The sequence below is a fragment of the Paracoccus sp. SM22M-07 genome, assembly GCF_001887735.1.
In the GTDB taxonomy this organism is placed as follows: Bacteria; Pseudomonadota; Alphaproteobacteria; order Rhodobacterales; family Rhodobacteraceae; genus Paracoccus.
In genome coordinates, this window is the sequence record NZ_JPKW01000001.1 from 234261 (window position 1) to 250680 (window position 16420).

At 67.0% G+C, this 16420-nt stretch carries 17 protein-coding genes; 9 read left to right on the forward strand and 8 right to left on the reverse strand.

What is annotated here, in order from left to right; translation table 11 throughout:
• Positions 1-182 precede the first annotated feature (182 nt).
• Positions 183-1028, forward strand: a complete 846-nt coding sequence (panC, locus tag IE00_RS01230) for a pantoate--beta-alanine ligase (RefSeq protein ID WP_072295231.1) — start codon at positions 183-185, stop codon at positions 1026-1028.
• 13 nt (positions 1029-1041) lie between these two features.
• Positions 1042-1851: a 3-methyl-2-oxobutanoate hydroxymethyltransferase gene (gene panB, locus IE00_RS01235; RefSeq protein ID WP_072295232.1), complete on the forward strand. Its 810-nt coding sequence runs from the start codon at positions 1042-1044 to the stop codon at positions 1849-1851.
• Positions 1852-1854: 3 nt separating this feature from the next.
• Here the strand turns inward: panB and IE00_RS20335 are convergent, their stop codons facing one another.
• The 3 genes from IE00_RS20335 to IE00_RS01250 form a co-directional block, all read right to left on the reverse strand.
• The gene (locus tag IE00_RS20335; protein ID WP_205949638.1) at positions 1855-2202 is read right to left on the reverse strand and encodes an SH3 domain-containing protein; all 348 of its coding nucleotides are present in this window, start codon (positions 2200-2202) and stop codon (positions 1855-1857) included.
• 67 nt (positions 2203-2269) lie between these two features.
• Positions 2270-3418, reverse strand: a complete 1149-nt coding sequence (locus IE00_RS01245; RefSeq protein ID WP_072295234.1) for an MFS transporter — start codon at positions 3416-3418, stop codon at positions 2270-2272.
• A gap of 4 nt (positions 3419-3422) precedes the next feature.
• Positions 3423-4427, reverse strand: a complete 1005-nt coding sequence (locus tag IE00_RS01250) for a D-glycerate dehydrogenase (RefSeq protein WP_072295235.1) — start codon at positions 4425-4427, stop codon at positions 3423-3425.
• Positions 4428-4593: 166 nt separating this feature from the next.
• On the opposite strand from IE00_RS01250, the gene IE00_RS01255 reads away from it, so the two are divergent.
• Positions 4594-5154 carry an SH3 domain-containing protein gene (locus tag IE00_RS01255; protein ID WP_072295236.1) on the forward strand — a complete coding sequence of 187 codons (561 nt, stop codon included), beginning with the start codon at positions 4594-4596 and terminating at the stop codon, positions 5152-5154.
• A gap of 88 nt (positions 5155-5242) precedes the next feature.
• On the opposite strand, the gene IE00_RS01260 is transcribed toward IE00_RS01255, so the two are convergent.
• The 4 genes from IE00_RS01260 to infC form a co-directional block, all read right to left on the reverse strand.
• Complete coding sequence (locus tag IE00_RS01260; RefSeq protein WP_072295237.1) at positions 5243-7267, reverse strand: M3 family metallopeptidase; 2025 nt, start codon at positions 7265-7267, stop codon at positions 5243-5245.
• 56 nt (positions 7268-7323) lie between these two features.
• The gene (locus tag IE00_RS01265) at positions 7324-8343 is read right to left on the reverse strand and encodes a HesA/MoeB/ThiF family protein (RefSeq protein WP_072295238.1); all 1020 of its coding nucleotides are present in this window, start codon (positions 8341-8343) and stop codon (positions 7324-7326) included.
• Positions 8343-8819, reverse strand: a complete 477-nt coding sequence (dut, locus tag IE00_RS01270) for a dUTP diphosphatase (RefSeq protein ID WP_072295239.1) — start codon at positions 8817-8819, stop codon at positions 8343-8345. Before dut ends, IE00_RS01265 begins: the two co-directional genes overlap by 1 nt.
• Before the next feature lie 78 nt (positions 8820-8897).
• Positions 8898-9437, reverse strand: coding sequence for a translation initiation factor IF-3 (infC, locus tag IE00_RS01275; RefSeq protein ID WP_072295628.1), 540 nt, complete (start codon positions 9435-9437; stop codon positions 8898-8900).
• A gap of 208 nt (positions 9438-9645) precedes the next feature.
• Here infC and IE00_RS01280 point away from each other — a divergent pair, with 208 nt between their 5' ends.
• The 6 genes from IE00_RS01280 (at position 9646) to IE00_RS01305 (ending at position 14750) form a co-directional block, all read left to right on the forward strand.
• The gene (locus IE00_RS01280; RefSeq protein ID WP_072295240.1) at positions 9646-10308 is read left to right on the forward strand and encodes a hypothetical protein; all 663 of its coding nucleotides are present in this window, start codon (positions 9646-9648) and stop codon (positions 10306-10308) included.
• A complete protein-coding gene (locus IE00_RS01285) occupies positions 10308-11183 on the forward strand; it encodes a glycosyltransferase family 2 protein (protein WP_072295241.1) in 876 nt (291 codons plus the stop codon). The genes IE00_RS01280 and IE00_RS01285 overlap by 1 nt, the downstream gene beginning before the upstream one ends.
• A 105-nt stretch (positions 11184-11288) precedes the next feature.
• Positions 11289-11798: a bifunctional 3-hydroxydecanoyl-ACP dehydratase/trans-2-decenoyl-ACP isomerase gene (gene fabA, locus IE00_RS01290; protein WP_072295242.1), complete on the forward strand. Its 510-nt coding sequence runs from the start codon at positions 11289-11291 to the stop codon at positions 11796-11798.
• A 25-nt stretch (positions 11799-11823) separates the two neighbouring features.
• The gene (fabB, locus tag IE00_RS01295) at positions 11824-13053 is read left to right on the forward strand and encodes a beta-ketoacyl-ACP synthase I (protein WP_072295243.1); all 1230 of its coding nucleotides are present in this window, start codon (positions 11824-11826) and stop codon (positions 13051-13053) included.
• Positions 13054-13079: 26 nt separating this feature from the next.
• Positions 13080-13883 (forward strand): enoyl-ACP reductase, encoded by an 804-nt coding sequence (locus IE00_RS01300; protein ID WP_072295244.1) that lies wholly within the window; start codon positions 13080-13082, stop codon positions 13881-13883.
• 39 nt (positions 13884-13922) lie between these two features.
• On the forward strand, positions 13923-14750 hold the full coding sequence (locus IE00_RS01305; protein ID WP_072295245.1) for an alpha/beta fold hydrolase: 828 nt from the start codon (positions 13923-13925) through the stop codon (positions 14748-14750).
• On the opposite strand, the gene IE00_RS01310 is transcribed toward IE00_RS01305, so the two are convergent.
• Positions 14747-16231, reverse strand: a complete 1485-nt coding sequence (locus IE00_RS01310) for an inorganic phosphate transporter (protein WP_072295246.1) — start codon at positions 16229-16231, stop codon at positions 14747-14749. The two genes, IE00_RS01305 and IE00_RS01310, sit on opposite strands and share 4 nt — an antisense overlap.
• Positions 16232-16420: the final 189 nt, after the last annotated feature.

The following is a 16420-nucleotide window of genomic DNA, read 5'->3' on the forward strand; positions in this document are numbered from 1 at the left end:
CGCGGCCCGGCGCGGGCCTTTTGCCGGAACGCCGATGTCCAACCCCTACGCTGTTGCGGAACGTGGCGTCAGAAACGGCGCGCCACGGCTGGCCATGCCGTGATGCCGCGGTGCGGCACTTGCCTGACCCAGCCCCGGAAGCTAGGTTGCGCGTCACGATTTCTTCGGGGGGACGGCCACAGATGCAGATCTGCCGCAGCACGCAGGACATGCGCGACTGGCGCAAGGATGCCGGACAGGTGGCGCTGGTCCCGACGATGGGCGCGCTGCACGAGGGGCATTTGTCGCTGGTGGCCCATGCCCGCGACTGGCTGGACAGTCATGGCGGCGGACGGGTGGTGACCTCGATCTTCGTGAACCCGACCCAGTTCGGTCCGACCGAGGATCTGGCGAAATACCCGCGTGACGAGGATGGCGACATCGCCCTGTTGCGCGGCGCGGGTTGCGATGCGGTCTTTCTGCCGCAGGTCGCCGACATCTATCGCCCCGGCGCTCAGACCCATGTCGAGGTCGCGCAGCTGGGCGGCATGCTGATGGGCCAGCTGCGTCCCGGCCATTTCCGGGGCGTGGCGACGGTGGTGACCAAGCTGTTCAACATCGTCCAGCCCCAGGCGGCGGCCTTCGGCGAAAAAGATTACCAGCAGCTGACCCTGATCCGCCAGATGGTCGCGGATCTGGACATTCCGGTGCGGATCCTGCCCGTCCCCACCATGCGCGAGGCTGACGGCCTTGCCATGTCGTCGCGCAACCGCCGCCTGACACCGCAGGACCGCGCCGCCGCCAGCGTTCTGGCGCGCGGGCTGGATGGCGCGCAGGCGCAGATCGCCGCCGGCGACGATCTGCCGTCGGTTCAGGACGCGCTGCGGGCCGTGCTGGCATCCGAACCGCGCGCCGATATCCAATCCATCGACATCCGCGACGCGGCCGACCTGTCCCCGGTCACTGTGATCACCCGCCCGGTCGTCATCCTGCTGGCCGTCCGCTTCGGCGACGTCCTGCTGATCGACCAGCGCGTCGCCCATCCCTGACAGGAGGCTGCCCATGTCCGCCCAGGCCCCGATCCGGCGCATCACCGTTCCCCAGATCGCCGACCGCAAGGGCGGCACGCCCATCGTGTCGCTGACCGCCTATACCGCGCCCATGGCCGCGATGGTGGACGCACATTGCGACGTCATCCTTGTGGGCGACAGCCTGGGCATGGTGATCCACGGGATGCCGTCGACCATCGGCGTGACGCCCGAGATGATGATCCTGCACGGCCAGGCGGTGATGCGCGGATCGCAGCGGGCGATGGTGGTCATCGACATGCCCTTCGGCAGCTATGAGGAAAGCCCCCAGCAGGCCTTTCGCAACGCGGCCCGGATCATGGGCGAAACCGGCTGCGGCGCCGTCAAGCTGGAGGGGGGCAGCCGCATGGCCCCGACCATCGCCTTTCTGGTCGAACGCGGCATTCCCGTCATGGGCCATGTCGGCCTGACCCCGCAATCGACCCATGTCATGGGCGGCTTCAAGACCCAGGGCCGCGACGAAGCCACCTGGGCTGCCCATATCCAGGACGCCGTCGACGTGGCCGATGCCGGCGCCTTTGCCGTCGTGGTCGAAGGCGTGATGGAGCCACTGGCCGACCGCATCACCGACAGCATCACCGTGCCCACCATCGGCATCGGCGCCTCGGCGCGCTGCGACGGGCAGATCCTGGTGTTGGACGACATGCTGGGCCTGTCGGGCCGCGTGCCGCGTTTTGTCCGGAAATTCGGCGATCTGGGCCAGCGGGCCGAAGACGCCATCGCCGACTATGCGGCGGCTGTCCGCGACCGCAGCTTTCCGGGCGACGGACAGGTCTATCGCTGATCCTCAGGGGATGAAATCACCCAGCCAGTTCCGATGCGCCCAGCCGAGGCGCTTGTCCGCGCCGAAGCTGATCGCGGTCCAATCCCCCCTGGCCCCATAGACCCCGACCCTGTCACCGTTATGGATCCTGGCGATCATCGGATAGTGCGAACCGGGGCCCGTGCGGACCGCCAGGAATCCGTCGCCCTTGGGATCGAGGCCCATGACGGTCGCCGCGCCAAAGCATGCGGCCTGTGCGTCGGGCGGGCAATAGGTGTTGAAGGGCACGTCCAGCGATTGCGCCCCAAGGGGCGCGGGCGCCAACAGCAGCGGGAACGACAGCACCAGGGACAGGCGGGACGAATGGGGCATGGGCATGACTTTCATCGCTCACGCCATGCTAGCAGATCCGCGCGCGTTTCGGAACGCAGCCGAAAGGCTAAGGCCGCCCTGTCTCGAAATCCGCGTTGCGGGCCAGGCGCGACATGGCCAAGGGCACCAGCAGCAACAGCGCCAGCCCCAGATAGATCGGGCCCAGGCTGGCATGTTCGGCCAGCCATCCGATCAGGCCGGGGGCCAGCAGGATCCCGGAATAGCCCATCATCGTGACCACCGACAGTCCCATCCCCGCCGCCAGACCGGGCATGTTGCCTGCGGCGGAAAAGGCGATCGGCACCATGTTGGCGATGCCGATCCCGGCCATGGCGAAACCCGCGATGGCCAGCCCAGCCGTTCCCGCCAGCCCGGCGACGGCCAGCCCCGTCATCGCGATCACCGCCGATACGCGCAGGGTCGTCACCGCTCCCAGACGGTGACGGATGGCGTCGCCCAGAAAGCGCATCACCGCCATGGTCGCCGCGCAGCCCGCAAAGCCCCAGCCCGCCACGGCCAGCGAACTGCCCATTTCCTGGCGCAGATAGACGGCCGCCCAATCAAGAATCGCCCCTTCGGGGATCATCGCGGTCAGCGCCATCAGCCCCAGCAGATAGGGAACCGGCGACCGGGGCAGGCGAAGGGGGGCGCGCGGCGCGTCGCCCGCGGGGGCGTCCTGCAACAGGGCAGGAAGGGCCACGACCAACCCGGCCGCCGTGATCGCGAAGATGACGGCGCCATGGGCCATTTCGCCCAAAGACTGGATCAGCAGCCCGCCCCCCGCTGCACCGGCGAAGGCCCCCATGCTCCAGAATCCGTGGCAGGACGACATGATGGCGCGGCTGCGGTTGCGTTCCACCGCGACGGCATTGGCGTTCATGGCGACATCCATGCCGCCCAGAAAGCCGCCGAACAGGAACACTGCCGCCCCCACGGACCAGACATCCGGCGCAAGGGATATCAGCACCAGCAGCGGCGCCGACACCCAGGCCGCGATCGCCACGGCCCGCGCCGATCCGCGCCGCGCCACCATGGCGCCAAAGACGGGCATGATGCACATCGACCCCGCCCCCAGGCACAGCACGATCAGCCCCGCGACGGATTCTGAGATCTCCAGCCGCGACATCAGCGTCGGCAGCTTGGGCGCCCAGCTGCCGATGGTCATGCCATTGACGAAGAAAAGGACCGACACCGCGGCCCGAAACGACATCCGCATCAGGTCACAGCATCGAGGGCACGACAAGATCCGGCGGCCTGTGGCCATCCGCGAATGTCTTGATGTTTATGATGACCTTTTCGCCCATCTCGGCGCGACCCTCGACGGTGGCGCTGCCCATGTGAGGCAGCAGGACCACGTTGGGCAGTTCGCGCAGGCGGGGGTTGATCTCGTGGCCATGCTCGAAGACGTCCAGGCCGGCGCCGGCGATTTCGCCTGCGCGCAGCATCCGTGTCAGGGCGTTTTCGTCGATGACCTCGCCGCGAGAGGTGTTGACGACGACAGCGGACGGCTTCATCAGCTTCAGCCGCCGCGCGTTCAGCAGGTGGAAGGTGGATGGCGTGTGCGGCGCGTTCACGCTGACGATGTCCATGCGCGCCAGCATCTGGTCCAGGCTTTCCCAATAGGTCGCGCCCAGTTCGGCCTCGATCTCGGGGCGCAGGCGGCGGCGGTTGTGATAATGGACCTGCATGCCGAAGACATTGGCACGGCGGGCCACGGCCTGTCCGATGCGCCCCATGCCCAGGATCCCCAGGCGCCGCCCGCCGACGCGACCACCCAGATGCGCGGTGGGCGCCCAGCCCTGCCAGCGGCCCGACTGCATCTCGGCCATGCCCTCGGGGATGCGGCGGGTGACGGCCAGGATCAGCGCCAGCGTCATGTCGGCGGTATCCTCGGTCACGACGCCGGGCGTGTTGCTGACCAGAACGCCGCGCTGACGCGCCGACAGCACGTCCACGTGATCGACGCCCGCACCGAAATTCGCGATCAGCTTCAACCGTTCGCCCGCGCGGGCCAGCATGTTGGCGTCGATCTGGTCGGTGACGGTCGGCACCAGCACGTCGACGCCCTGCATCAACGACACCAAGTCGTCGCGCGACAGGCGGCTGTCACTGTCGCGCAGGACGACGTCGAACAGCTCCGACATCCGCGTCTCGACGGCCTCCGGCAGGCGACGTGTGACCGCCACGCGCAGCTTCTGGCGGGCCGGGGTCGGGCTGACGGACATGGGTCACCTCACTTTCTCGAAGTCGTGGCAGGGCCGCACTTCCAATGGCGGATCGCTTTTGGCAAACTGCCCGCGATGAGGGGCAGGCACAAGACCCCACAAGGGTGCAGCGCCGGCCGGGCTCCGGACGCGCGGCCCGACACCAAAAAACAGGAACGGACAGGCGATGACATCAGTGACGGACATGGGACGGTGCGCCTTGCGCGCCATCGCGCTTGCGATCGCAATGGCGGCCACGGGGCCCGCCATCGCCCAGGACAGCAGCGCCCCCGCCCTGCCCGAACAGGATGCCCAGGTTCAGCGCGGCGCGGTCACGAACCTGCCCCTGCCCCGCTATGTCAGCCTCAAGGGCAGCGAAGGCAACGCACGGCGCGGCCCCAGCCTGTCTCATCGCATCGACTGGGTCTTCCGCCATGCCGGAATGCCCCTGCGCGTGGTCGCCGAATTCGGCCATTGGCGCCGGGTCGAGGACAAGGACGGTGCGGGGGGGTGGGTGCATTACGCGCTCTTGTCGGGCGTCCGGACGGCCCTGGTGACCGAAGACATGCTGCCCCTGCGCACACGCCCGCATCTGGATGCCGACATGGTGGCGCGTGCGGAACTGGGCGCGATCCTGCGGCTGAACGAATGCGAACCCGACTGGTGCCGTGTTTCGGGCGGTGGTCAGCGGGGCTGGGTGCCCAAGACCTCGATCTGGGGCGTGGACGCCAAGGAACTGAGGGACTAGGACGGAAACCACCCGCGCGCCGCGTCAGCGGCGCGCCCCCGGCCCGGGCGGCAGCACGCCGACCATCGGTCGGCACCTGTCCCTGCCGTCAGGCCAGCCCGCGCCCCTTCAGCAGGGCATCGACGCCGGGCATCCGCTGGCGGAACGCCATCCAAAGCTGATCCGCCGGGGCCGATCCGCCGCGCGACAGGATCGTCCGTTCCAACCTGCGGGCCGTGGCCGGATCGAAGATGTCGCCCGCTTCCTCGAAGGCCGCGAAGGCATCGGCATCCATCACCTCGGACCACATATAGCTGTAATACCCGCTGGCATAGCTGTCGCCCGCAAAGACATGGGCGAAATGCGGCGTGGCATGGCGCATGGGAATGGCCTCGGGCCCGCCCAGATCCTGCAGCACCTGCGCTTGGGCAGCCATCGCATCGGCCGGCGGCGCGCCGCGATGGAACGCCAGGTCCACCAGCGCGCTCTCCAGGTATTCCACCGTCGAGAATCCCGCATCCGCCTTGCCCGCCGCCAGCATCCTGTCGCGCAGATCGGCGGGCAGGACCTCTCCGGTCTCGTGATGACGCGCATGCTTGTCCAGCACCGCGGGCTGTTCCAGCCAGTGTTCGTAAAGCTGGCTGGGCAACTCGACGAAATCCTGCGCCACCGACGTCCCCGAGATCGAGGGCCATGTCACATCCGACAGGATATGATGCGTGGCGTGGCCGAATTCATGAAACAGCGTATGCGCGTCATCCCAAGACAGGAAGGCCGGCCCGCCGGGCTGTTCGGGCGGGGTAAAGTTGCAGACATTCACCACGATGGCGCGCTGCCCCTTGTCCAGCTTGTGCTGCACCTGCAGGGAAGAACACCAAGCCCCCGACCGCTTGGCGGGACGGGCAAAGAAGTCGCCCACGAAGATCGCCATCAGCCTGCCCCCGCGCGTGACGCGCCAGGCCCGCGCATGACCGTCCCACAACGGCGCATCGATCGGCTGGAATTCCAGCCCGAACAGACGTTCCGCGACATCGAAGACCGCCCCCAGCATCGCGTCCAGCGTCAGATAGGGCGCGACCTGGTCGGGGTCGATCCGGTGATCGCGCCGCCGCAACCGTTCCGCATAAAGCCGCCAGTCCCAGGCCTGCAGCGCGTCGTTCACGCCGTCGTCGCGCAGCATCGCGGTCAGCTTGGTCGCGTCCCCATCGGCGCGGGCGCGGGCGGCGGTCCAGACCTGCGACAGCAGGTCCTGCACGCGGTCCGGCGTCCGGGCCATCTGGGTTTCCAGCTTCCAGGATGCGAAATCGGCATAGCCCAGCAATTGCGCCCGTTCATGGCGCAGGGCCAGAACCTCGGCGACCAGGGGCAGGTTGTCGGTGGCCTCGCCCCCCGCGCCCGCGCCCGATCCACGGGCCGTCCAGGCCTTGAAGGCCGTCTCGCGCAGGGCGCGGTCGGTGGCGTTTTCCAGGAAGGGGACGATCAGCGACCGGTTCAGCGTCACCACCTGCCCGGTCATGCCACGTTCCTTGGCCGCCGCCCGCATCGACCGCAGCAGCCAATCGGGCAGCCCCTGCAGCCGGTCGTCGGGAATCGCCATGACGAAATCGCGTTCATCCGTCAGCACGTTCTGGGTGAATTGCGTCGTCAGGACGGCCATCCGGCTGCGGATCTGGGCCATGCGGGCGCGGGCATCGGCATCCAACCCCGCCCCCGCGCGGGTCAAGTCGCGCAGCGCCAGTTCCGTGATGCGGGCATCCTGCGGCGACAGGCCCGCGACATTGTCGGCCACCGCCTTGACCCGTGCATAAAGCCGCGGGTCCATGCTGATCCTGCTGCCGTATTCCGCCAGCCGGGGCGCGAAATCGCGCTGCAGCGCCTGGCGCGCGTCGTTCGAATCGACCGAGGCGAGGGTATAGAAGATCGACAGAACCCGGTTCAGCCCCTCATCGGCGGTTTCCATCGCGGCGACGGTATTGGCAAAACTGGGCGGTTCGGGATTTGCGGCGATCGCCTCGGCGGCGGCTTCGGCGGCGGCAAGCTGCTGGTCGAAGGCGGGGGCGAAATCCGTATCCCGGATCAGGTCGAGGCGCGGCAGCCCTTCGGGGCCGGACCATTGCAAAAGCTCTCGGTTCATCAGGACCTCCTTGATTTGGCGCAACCCTAGAAGCCCCGCGCAGGGGCTGCCAGACCCTATTGCCCGCAAACCGGACAGGCGGGGTCGCGGGACGTGCCGATCATCCGGCTTTCGCCGTAAAGCCCGTCAAAGATCATCATCCGGCTGTGCAGCCCCTGCCCCGCGCCGGTCAGGTGCTTGATCGCCTCCAGCGCCATCATGCTGCCGATGACACCGGGAAGGGCGCCGACGACGCCCGCCTCGGCGCAGGGGGCATCACGGGCGGGGGCGGTCGGAAACAGGCAGGCCATGCAGGGACCGCCGCGCGCCGGATCGAACAGGGTCACCTGCCCTTCCCACTGGCCGATCGCTCCCGAAAGCAGGGGCACGCCCGCCGCGACGCAGGCGGCGTTGATGTCGGCGCGGCCCGCAAAGCTGTCGGTGCCGTCGATGACCAGGTCATGCCCGGCGATCAGGTCGCGATCCTTTTCGGTGATGCGGCGGATCAGCGGCGTCACGTCCAGATGCGGGTTCAGGCGCAGCATCGCCTCAGCGGCGGCATAGGCCTTGGGCTCGCCCCGCAGGTCGTCGCGAAAAATCACCTGCCGCTGCAGGTTCGACAGGCTGACCGTGTCGTCATCGGCCAAGGTGACATGCCCGACGCCCGCCCCCGCCAGATAGAGACAGACGGGCGATCCCAGCCCCCCTGCCCCGATGACCAGCACGCGCGCCTGCCGCAGGCGCATCTGCCCCGCGCCGCCGATTTCATGCAGCACCAGATGGCGGGCATAGCGGTCCAGTTCCGCATCCGACATCATGTCCGATTGCGGCACGGGCGCATCATCGGGGGTCGCGCGCCTGCGCAGGCGGCGCAGGCCGGTGCGATAGGCCATGACCAGCGCCACCAGCCCGCCCAGCACCAGCCATCCCGCTGCACTGCCCCCCATGGCGCGCGCCGCGCCGCTATCCGGGACCGCCAGCTGCACCGCCAGCATCAGCAGCCAGACACCGCCGATCATCCCCCACATGATGCGTCCGGGCAGCCGGGTGACCCGCCCGAAGATCAGCAGCAGCGCGATGATCCACAGGCCCAGCATCAGCCCCGCACCCCGGTCGAACCGAAGCCACCCGAACCGCGCGCCGTGTCATCCAGCGCCTCGACCAGCGCAAAGCGGGCCTGCGGTGCCGGGGCGACGACCATCTGCGCGATGCGGTCGCCATGCCCCACGGCAAAGGGCTGATCACCCAGGTTGATCAGGATGACGCCAAGGGGGCCGCGGTAATCGCTGTCGATGGTGCCCGGCGCATTCGGCAGGGCGATGCCGTGCTTCAGCGCCAGGCCCGATCGGGGCCGGATCTGCACCTCCCACCCCGGGGGGATAGCAAGGGCAAGGCCGGTGGGGATCAGCGCGCGGCCCAGGGGCGGCAGAGTGATGCCCGCATCCCGCAGCGCGGCGGGGAAATTGGCGCAAAGATCGGCCCCCGCCGCGCCCGCGCTGTGATAGGCGGGCAAGGGCAGCGCCGGGTCGGCATCGGGCAGGCGCATCATCTGGATCTGGGGTCTCTGGGTCATCGCGGGTCACCTTGCAAAAGCAAAGGCCGCGCGGCAATCCCCACGCGGCCCCCAAATTGTCGCATCACCAGCTGCAGCCTAGCGCGGAGAGATCATCATGACCATCTGACGGCCTTCGAGCTTGGGCATGGATTCGACCTTGCCCAGTTCCTCGACATCGGCGCGGACACGGTGCAGCAGATCAAGGCCCAGGTCCTGGTGGGCCATCTCGCGGCCACGGAAACGCAGGGTCACCTTGACCTTGTCGCCACCTTCCAGGAATTTCAGCACGCTGCGCATCTTGACGTCATAGTCATGGCTGTCGGTCCCGGGACGGAACTTGATTTCCTTGACTTCGATGATCTTCTGCTTCTTGCGCGCTTCGGCTTCACGCTTCTGCTGTTCGTACTTGAATTTGCCGACATCCATGATCTTGCAGACCGGAGGCGCCGCGTTCGGCGAAATCTCGACCAGATCCAGCCCGGCGTCCTGGGCCATCTGAAGGCCGACGGCAGGCGTGACAACGCCGACGTTCTCTCCCTCAGCGCCGATCAGGCGGATTTCGGCCACGCGGATGCGGTCGTTGACGCGGGGGCCGGTGTCACGGGTGGGCGGTGCATTATGCGGTCGACGGGCTATGGCGGTGCTCCTTTTATAGCCAATACGATGGGTGACAGGAAAATAAGGGCGCGGACCCGCCGATACAACCGGAATTGACGCTATCAGCGCGCAAATGGGCATGTTTTGTGGCGATGACCGCCCTGTTGCGGGCCTGCGCGGCTTTTCGGGCTGCGCCGGCTGTGCCATAGAAGACCCCAAGACGGGTTTTCCGGTTCAGGGGTGCGGAATGCGAAGAATACTGCCGATCGTCGTGATTCTTTTGCTGGCGGTCGCCGGCGGATGGCTGTGGATGCAGCGCGACGTGCCACCGACCGATCAGACGGCCATGACCGACCTGCCTCCCACCCCGGCCGGAGAGGCCGCCGTCGTCGCCGACCAGGCCGCCGAAGAAGCGGATGCCGCCGCCAAGGAAGCCGCCGCCGAGGAAAGCCAGGCCGCAGCCGATGCCGCCGCCGATGCGGCGGCCGATGCGGCAGCCATCGCCGCCGACGCCGCCGCCGAAGCCGCCCGCGCATCTGAGGAATCGAACATCGATCCCGCCAGCGACGCGGCCCAGGCCGCCGAGGACGCGGCCGAGGCCGCCATCGATGCCGCCGACACCGCAGCCCGCGCCGCCGCCGAAAGCGGCGACCCCGAGGCCGCAGCCGACGCCGCCAGGGATGCGGCCGAAGCCACCGCCGACACCGCCAATGCCGCGGCCGTCGCCGCCCGCATCGAGACGCTGCTGACGCCCCAGGGCTTTGACGTCGCACGCGTCCGAGCGATGATCGACGAGGCGCAGATCCCCGATGCCCAAAAGTCCACCCTGCGTCGCCTGATCGACACCGCCGGCAACAACCCCGAACTGCTGCGCGCGGCCCTGGAGCAGGTCAAGCAGGTCATGCGCTGATGCCTGTCCTTCCCGTCCAGGATTTCGACGGGTTCCTGTCGCGCAAGCCCGCGCAACTGGCCGAGGGCCCCATCGCGATCATCCTGGTCGAGGACGATGTCGAGGTGCTGCGCACCGTCCGCCACCACCTGGGGGTCGGATTTCGCCACATCCTGCTGTTGTCGCGCCTGGCGATCGACCTGCCCGAGGAAATCCTGCCCAGGGTGACCCAGCTGTGGCATGAAACGCTGCGGCCCAATGCCCATGTCGCGGGGGTGAACGGCGTCATCAAGGCCGTTCCGCCGGGAACCTGGCTGTATTACTGCTTCAACGCCGAATTCCTGTTCTATCCCTTCAGCGAAAGCCGGACGGTCGGTGAATTGCTGACCTTCCACACCGAGGAACGGCGCAGCGCGATGCTGACCTATGTGGTCGACCTCTATGCGCCGGACCTGACGCGGGCCCCGAACGGCGTCGATCCGGACAATGCCATGTTCGACAGGACCGGCTATTACGCGCTTGGCCGCAAGGGGCCTGGCGGGCAGCACAGGGAACGCCAGCTGGATTTCCACGGCGGGCTGCGCTGGCGATACGAGGAATTCCTGCCTGCCGACCGCCGCCGCATCGACCGCATCGCTTTGTTCCGTGCCACCCCCGACCTGAAGGTGACCCCTGATCACCGCTTCTCGATCGAGGAATACAACACCTATGCCTGCCCCTGGCACCACAACCTGACGGCAGCCATCGCGTCCTTCCGGGTGGCCAAGGCGCTGGCCACCAATCCCGGATCGCGCGAGCGTGTGCGCGACATGACCTGGCGCAACTCTCACAGGTTCGACTGGCGGGGGCAGCAGCTGATGGATCTGGGCCTGATGGAACCCGGACAATGGTTCTGATGGCATTTTGCTTGCCCTTGCGCCATCTTGACCCCAGATGATAGACGCTTCGGCAATCACAAAACACGACCGGCCCCAAGGGCCGTAAACGGAAGGCCCCTACGCATGGCGATGACCAAGACCAGCTTCGACCGCGACGATCTGCTCGCCTGCGCCCGCGGAGAGCTGTTCGGCCCCGGAAATGCGCAGCTGCCCGAACCGCCGATGCTGATGATGGATCGCATCACCGACGTGTCCGAGGACCGCGGCGAACATGGCAAGGGCCATATCACCGCCGAATTCGACATCGACCCGGACCTGTGGTTCTTCGGCTGCCATTTCCCCGGCAACCCGATCATGCCCGGCTGCCTGGGCCTTGACGGTCTGTGGCAGCTGACCGGGTTCAACCTGGGCTGGCGCGGCTGGCAGGGGCGCGGCTATGCCCTGGGCGTCGGAGAGGTCAAGCTGACCGGCATGGTCCGCCCCGACCGCAAGATGCTGACCTATCACGTCGATTTTACCAAGGCCGTCCAGACCCGCCGCCTGACCATGGGCGTGGCCGATGGCCGGGTCGAGGCCGATGGCGAGGTCATCTATCTGGTCAAGGACATGAAAGTGGCCCTTTCGGCCAGCTGACACCATTCACATTGAGGAGGCCCCCATGCGACGCGTCGTCATCACCGGGCTCGGGATCGTTTCACCCATCGGCAACAACGCCGATGAGGTCACCGCCAGCCTGAAGAACAGCAAGTCGGGCATCGTCTTCGCGCCCGAATATGCCGAACACGGCTTTCGCAGCCAGGTCCACGGCATGCCGCAGATCACGCTGGAGGATCACATCGACAAGCGCAACCTGCGCTTCATGGGTCCGGGCGCGGCCTATAACTTCATCGCCATGGAACAGGCGATCAAGGATAGCGGGCTTGAGGAAGGCGACGTGTCGAACCCGCGCACCGGCCTGATCATGGGGTCGGGCGGTCCCTCGACCAGCAATTTCTTCGAGGCGCATCGCATCGTCATCGAAAAGGGCGCGCCCAAGCGCATGGGTCCCTTCATGGTGACCCGCTGCATGTCCTCCACCAATTCGGCCTGCCTTGCGACGCCCTTCAAGATCAAGGGCGTGAACTATTCCATCACCTCGGCCTGCGCGACATCCGCCCATTGCATCGGCAATGGGGTCGAGCAGATCCAGATGGGCAAGCAGGACATCGTCTTTGCAGGCGGCGGCGAGGAGCTGGATTGGACGCTGTCCTGTCTCTTTGACGCGATGGGCGCGATGTCGTCGAAATACAACGACACGCCCGAAACCGCGTCGCGCCCCTATGACGCGACCCGCGACGGCTTTGTCATCTCGGGCGGCGGCGGCGTCGTCGTGCTGGAGGAACTGTCCCACGCCCTGGCGCGGGGTGCCAAGATCTATGCCGAGGTTACCGGTTACGGTGCCACCAGCGACGGGTATGACATGGTCGCCCCATCGGGCGAGGGTGGCGAACGGGCGATGCGCGTCGCCATGGACACCCTGCCCGAAGGCCGCAAGGTCAGCTATGTGAACGCGCATGGCACCTCGACCCCGGTGGGCGATCTGGGCGAGATCCAGGCCATCCGCCGCATCTTCGGCGAGGGTTCGACGCCCCCCGTCAGCTCGACCAAATCCCTGACGGGCCATTCGCTTGGCGCGACGGGCGTCCACGAGGCGATCTACAGCCTGCTGATGTTGCAAAATGACTTCATCGCGGCATCGGCGAACGTGACCACTCTGGACCCCGAGATTCAATCGGGCGAGATTGCAACCAGCCGTGTGGACAACGCAGGGTTGGATTCGATCCTGTCGAACAGCTTCGGCTTCGGGGGGACGAACGCCTCTCTGCTGATGTCCCGCTATCAGGACTAACAGCAAAAATAATATTGGAGCCGGTCATGGGCGATCTTCTAAAGGGCAAGCGCGGGCTTGTGATGGGGGTCGCCAATGAGCGGTCCATCGCATGGGGCATCGCGAAAGCCGCAGCCGCCGAAGGGGCCGAGCTGGCCTTTTCCTATCAGGGCGAGGCTTTCGGCAAGCGGGTCGAACCGCTGGCCGCATCCGTCGGGTCGGATTTCCTGGTGGATGTCGATGTCACCGACGACGCGTCGCTGGACGCGGCATTCCAGGCCATCACGGAACGCTGGGGCCAGCTGGACTTCCTGATCCACGCCATCGCCTTTTCGAACAAGGACGAACTGACCGGCCGGTTCATGAATACCAGCCGCGCCAACTTCAAACGCAGCCTGGAAATCAGCTGCTATTCCCTGATCGAGGTCGCCCGCCGCGCCCATCCGCTGATGGCGGCCAAGGACGGATCGGGCGGCGGGTCGATCATCACGCTGACCTATGGCGGGTCGAACCGCGTGACCCCCTTCTATAACGTCATGGGGGTTGCCAAGGCGGCCCTGGAAAGCAGCGTGCGTTACCTGGCCAATGATCTGGGTCGCGACGACATCCGCGTGAACGCCATCAGCCCCGGCCCGATGAAGACGCTGGCCGGCGCGGCCATCGGCGGCGCACGCAAGACATTCCGCCACACCGAGGCGAATGCCCCCCTGCGCGCCAACGCCACGCTGGAGGCGATCGGCGGCACCGCCGTTTGGATGCTGTCGGATTGGGGCGCCTGCACCACGGGTGAAATCGTCACGGTCGATGGCGGCTATCACGTGCTGGGTATGCCGCAATCCGAAAACCTGTAACCGCCCCCGGCCCCTTCGCGACAGATGGAAAGGTAAGCAATGCCCTATTTTCATGCCAGCGACGGGGCCAGGATCGCGTTCGACGATCAGGGGCAGGGGCTGCCGGTCCTGTGCCTGGCGGGACTGACCCGCACCATGGCCGATTTCGACTATGTCGCGACGCATCTGTCCGGCATCCGCATGATCCGCATGGATTACCGCGGGCGGGGCGCGTCGGACTGGACCGGGGCCGAAACCTATACCGTCCCCCGCGAATCCCGCGACGCGGTCGAGCTGTTGGACCATCTGGAGATCGACCGCGCCGCCATCCTTGGGACATCGCGTGGGGGGCTGAACGGTCTTTTCATGGCGGCCACGGCGCATGACCGGATGCTGGGCCTGTGCCTGAACGATGTCGGCCCGGAAATCGCGCAGGGCGGGTTGCAGCGGATCTTCGATTATCTGGGGCGCAACCCCTCTGCCCGAACGCCCGAGGATCTGGCCGCGCGCCTGCCCGACCTGATGGCGGGTTTTGCCGATGTCCCCGAAGGCCGCTGGCTGGAGGATGTGCGCCGCCATTATCACGCCGCGCCCGAAGGGTTGCGGATCAACTACGACCCTGCACTGCGCGACGCGTTTCTTGCGGCGTTTGCGGGTGACCCGGTCGATCTGTGGCCGTTATGGGATGCGACCCGCGGCCTGCCCGTCGCGCTGATCCGGGGGGCGAATTCGGACCTGCTGTCGCCGGAGACGACCGACCGGATGCAGCAGCACCGCCCCGACATGCTGCTGGCCGAGGTTCCCGACCGCGCCCATATCCCCTGGCTGGACGAGGCGCCTGCCCTTGCGGTGCTGAACCGCTGGCTGGACGCCTGCCGCGCGGCCTAGCCGCCGATCGCGCGCAGCCCCAGGAACAGGACCGCCGAGAGGCCCGCCGCCGCGGGCACCGTCACCACCCAGGCCGCCGCGATGGTCATCACATGCGACCGGCGCACCAGCTTGCGCCGGCTGCGTTCCTCGGGGCCCAGGCGCGGGCGTTCGGGGGCGTGGCCCTGGGCCCTGCGCAGGCGACGCTCGGCGTCCCATTCGCGAAAGAAGCCGACGCCGAAGATCGCGCCGACCGCGATATGGGTGGAACTGACCGGCAGGCCCAGCCAGCTGGCGACGATCACCGTCAGCGCCGCCGACAGCGACACGCAATAGGCGCGCATCGGGTTCAGCTTGGTGATCTGGCTGCCCACCATGCGGATCAGCTTGGGGCCGAACAGGAACAGGCCGAAGGACAGTCCGAAGGCCCCGATCAGCATGACCCAGAAGGGGATCGCCACATCGGCATTGATCAGCCCCGACTGCGAGGCCTGCACGATGGCCGCCAGCGGGCCCACCGCATTGGCCACGTCATTGGCCCCATGCGCAAAGCTGAGCAGAGCGGCCGACACGACCAGCGGAATGCCGAACAGCACCTTCAGCGACTTGTTGCGGTTCTCGAGGCCGCGCGACTGGCGACGGATGACCGGGATCATCGCCAGCCAGCAGCCAAGGCCCAGCACCAGCCCGATCAGCAGCGAGGCGCCGAAGCTGATCTCGACCACCTTCTTCAGACCCTTCAGCGCCAGATAGGATGAAAACGCCCCGGCCATGACCCCGATCAGCACCGGAACCCAGACCCGTGCCGCCGCGATCTTGTCATCGCGATAGATGATGCGCGCCTTGATGAACCACAGGAAGCCCGCCGCGATCAGACCGCCCAGCAGAGGCGAGATCACCCAGCTGGCCGCGATCTTGCCCATCATCGGCCAGTTCACGGCCGCAAAGCCCGCCGCCGCGATGCCCGCGCCGACGACGCCGCCCACGACCGAATGCGTGGTCGAGACAGGCGCGCCGATCCAGGTCGCAAGGTTCACCCAGAGCGCCGATGACAAGAGCGCCGCCAGCATGGCCCAGATGAACACCTGCTGGGTGCCGATGCTGTCCGGCGCGATGATCCCCTTGGAAATCGTGCCGACGACGTCGCCGCCCGCGATCAGCGCACCCGCGGTTTCGAAAATGGCGGCGATCGCGATGGCGCCGCCCATGGTCAGCGCATTGGCCCCCACGGCGGGACCCATGTTGTTGGCCACATCGTTTGCGCCGATGTTCAGCGCCATATAGGCGCCGAAGATGGCCGCCATCGCGACGATCAGGCCGTTGCTGGCGGCCCCAAAGGCCATCAGCGCACCAAGCCCTGCCAGCAAGATGAAGACCAACGAAATTCCCGGCGCGACCAGGGGCCGTGACACATAGGCCGTCGCGAATTCGAGATTGGAAAATCTGCCCAGATCGCGATCAAGCGTATCCAGGTGGCGGGCTTCAAGGTCGTTCTGGGCCATGATGTCCTCGGGGTAAGGGGCAGCGGGTGCCTAGGGCGGATCGGTCGGATGATCAACCTGTGACGTGCCGCAAGTGGGCCAAAGGGGGAAAGGCATCGCGCCGCCAAGGACAGGGCATGGTCCACGATCCCGGGCGGCGTTCAACAATGTAATCCTTTTCATCAGTTATGAAATCCATTACATAGATAT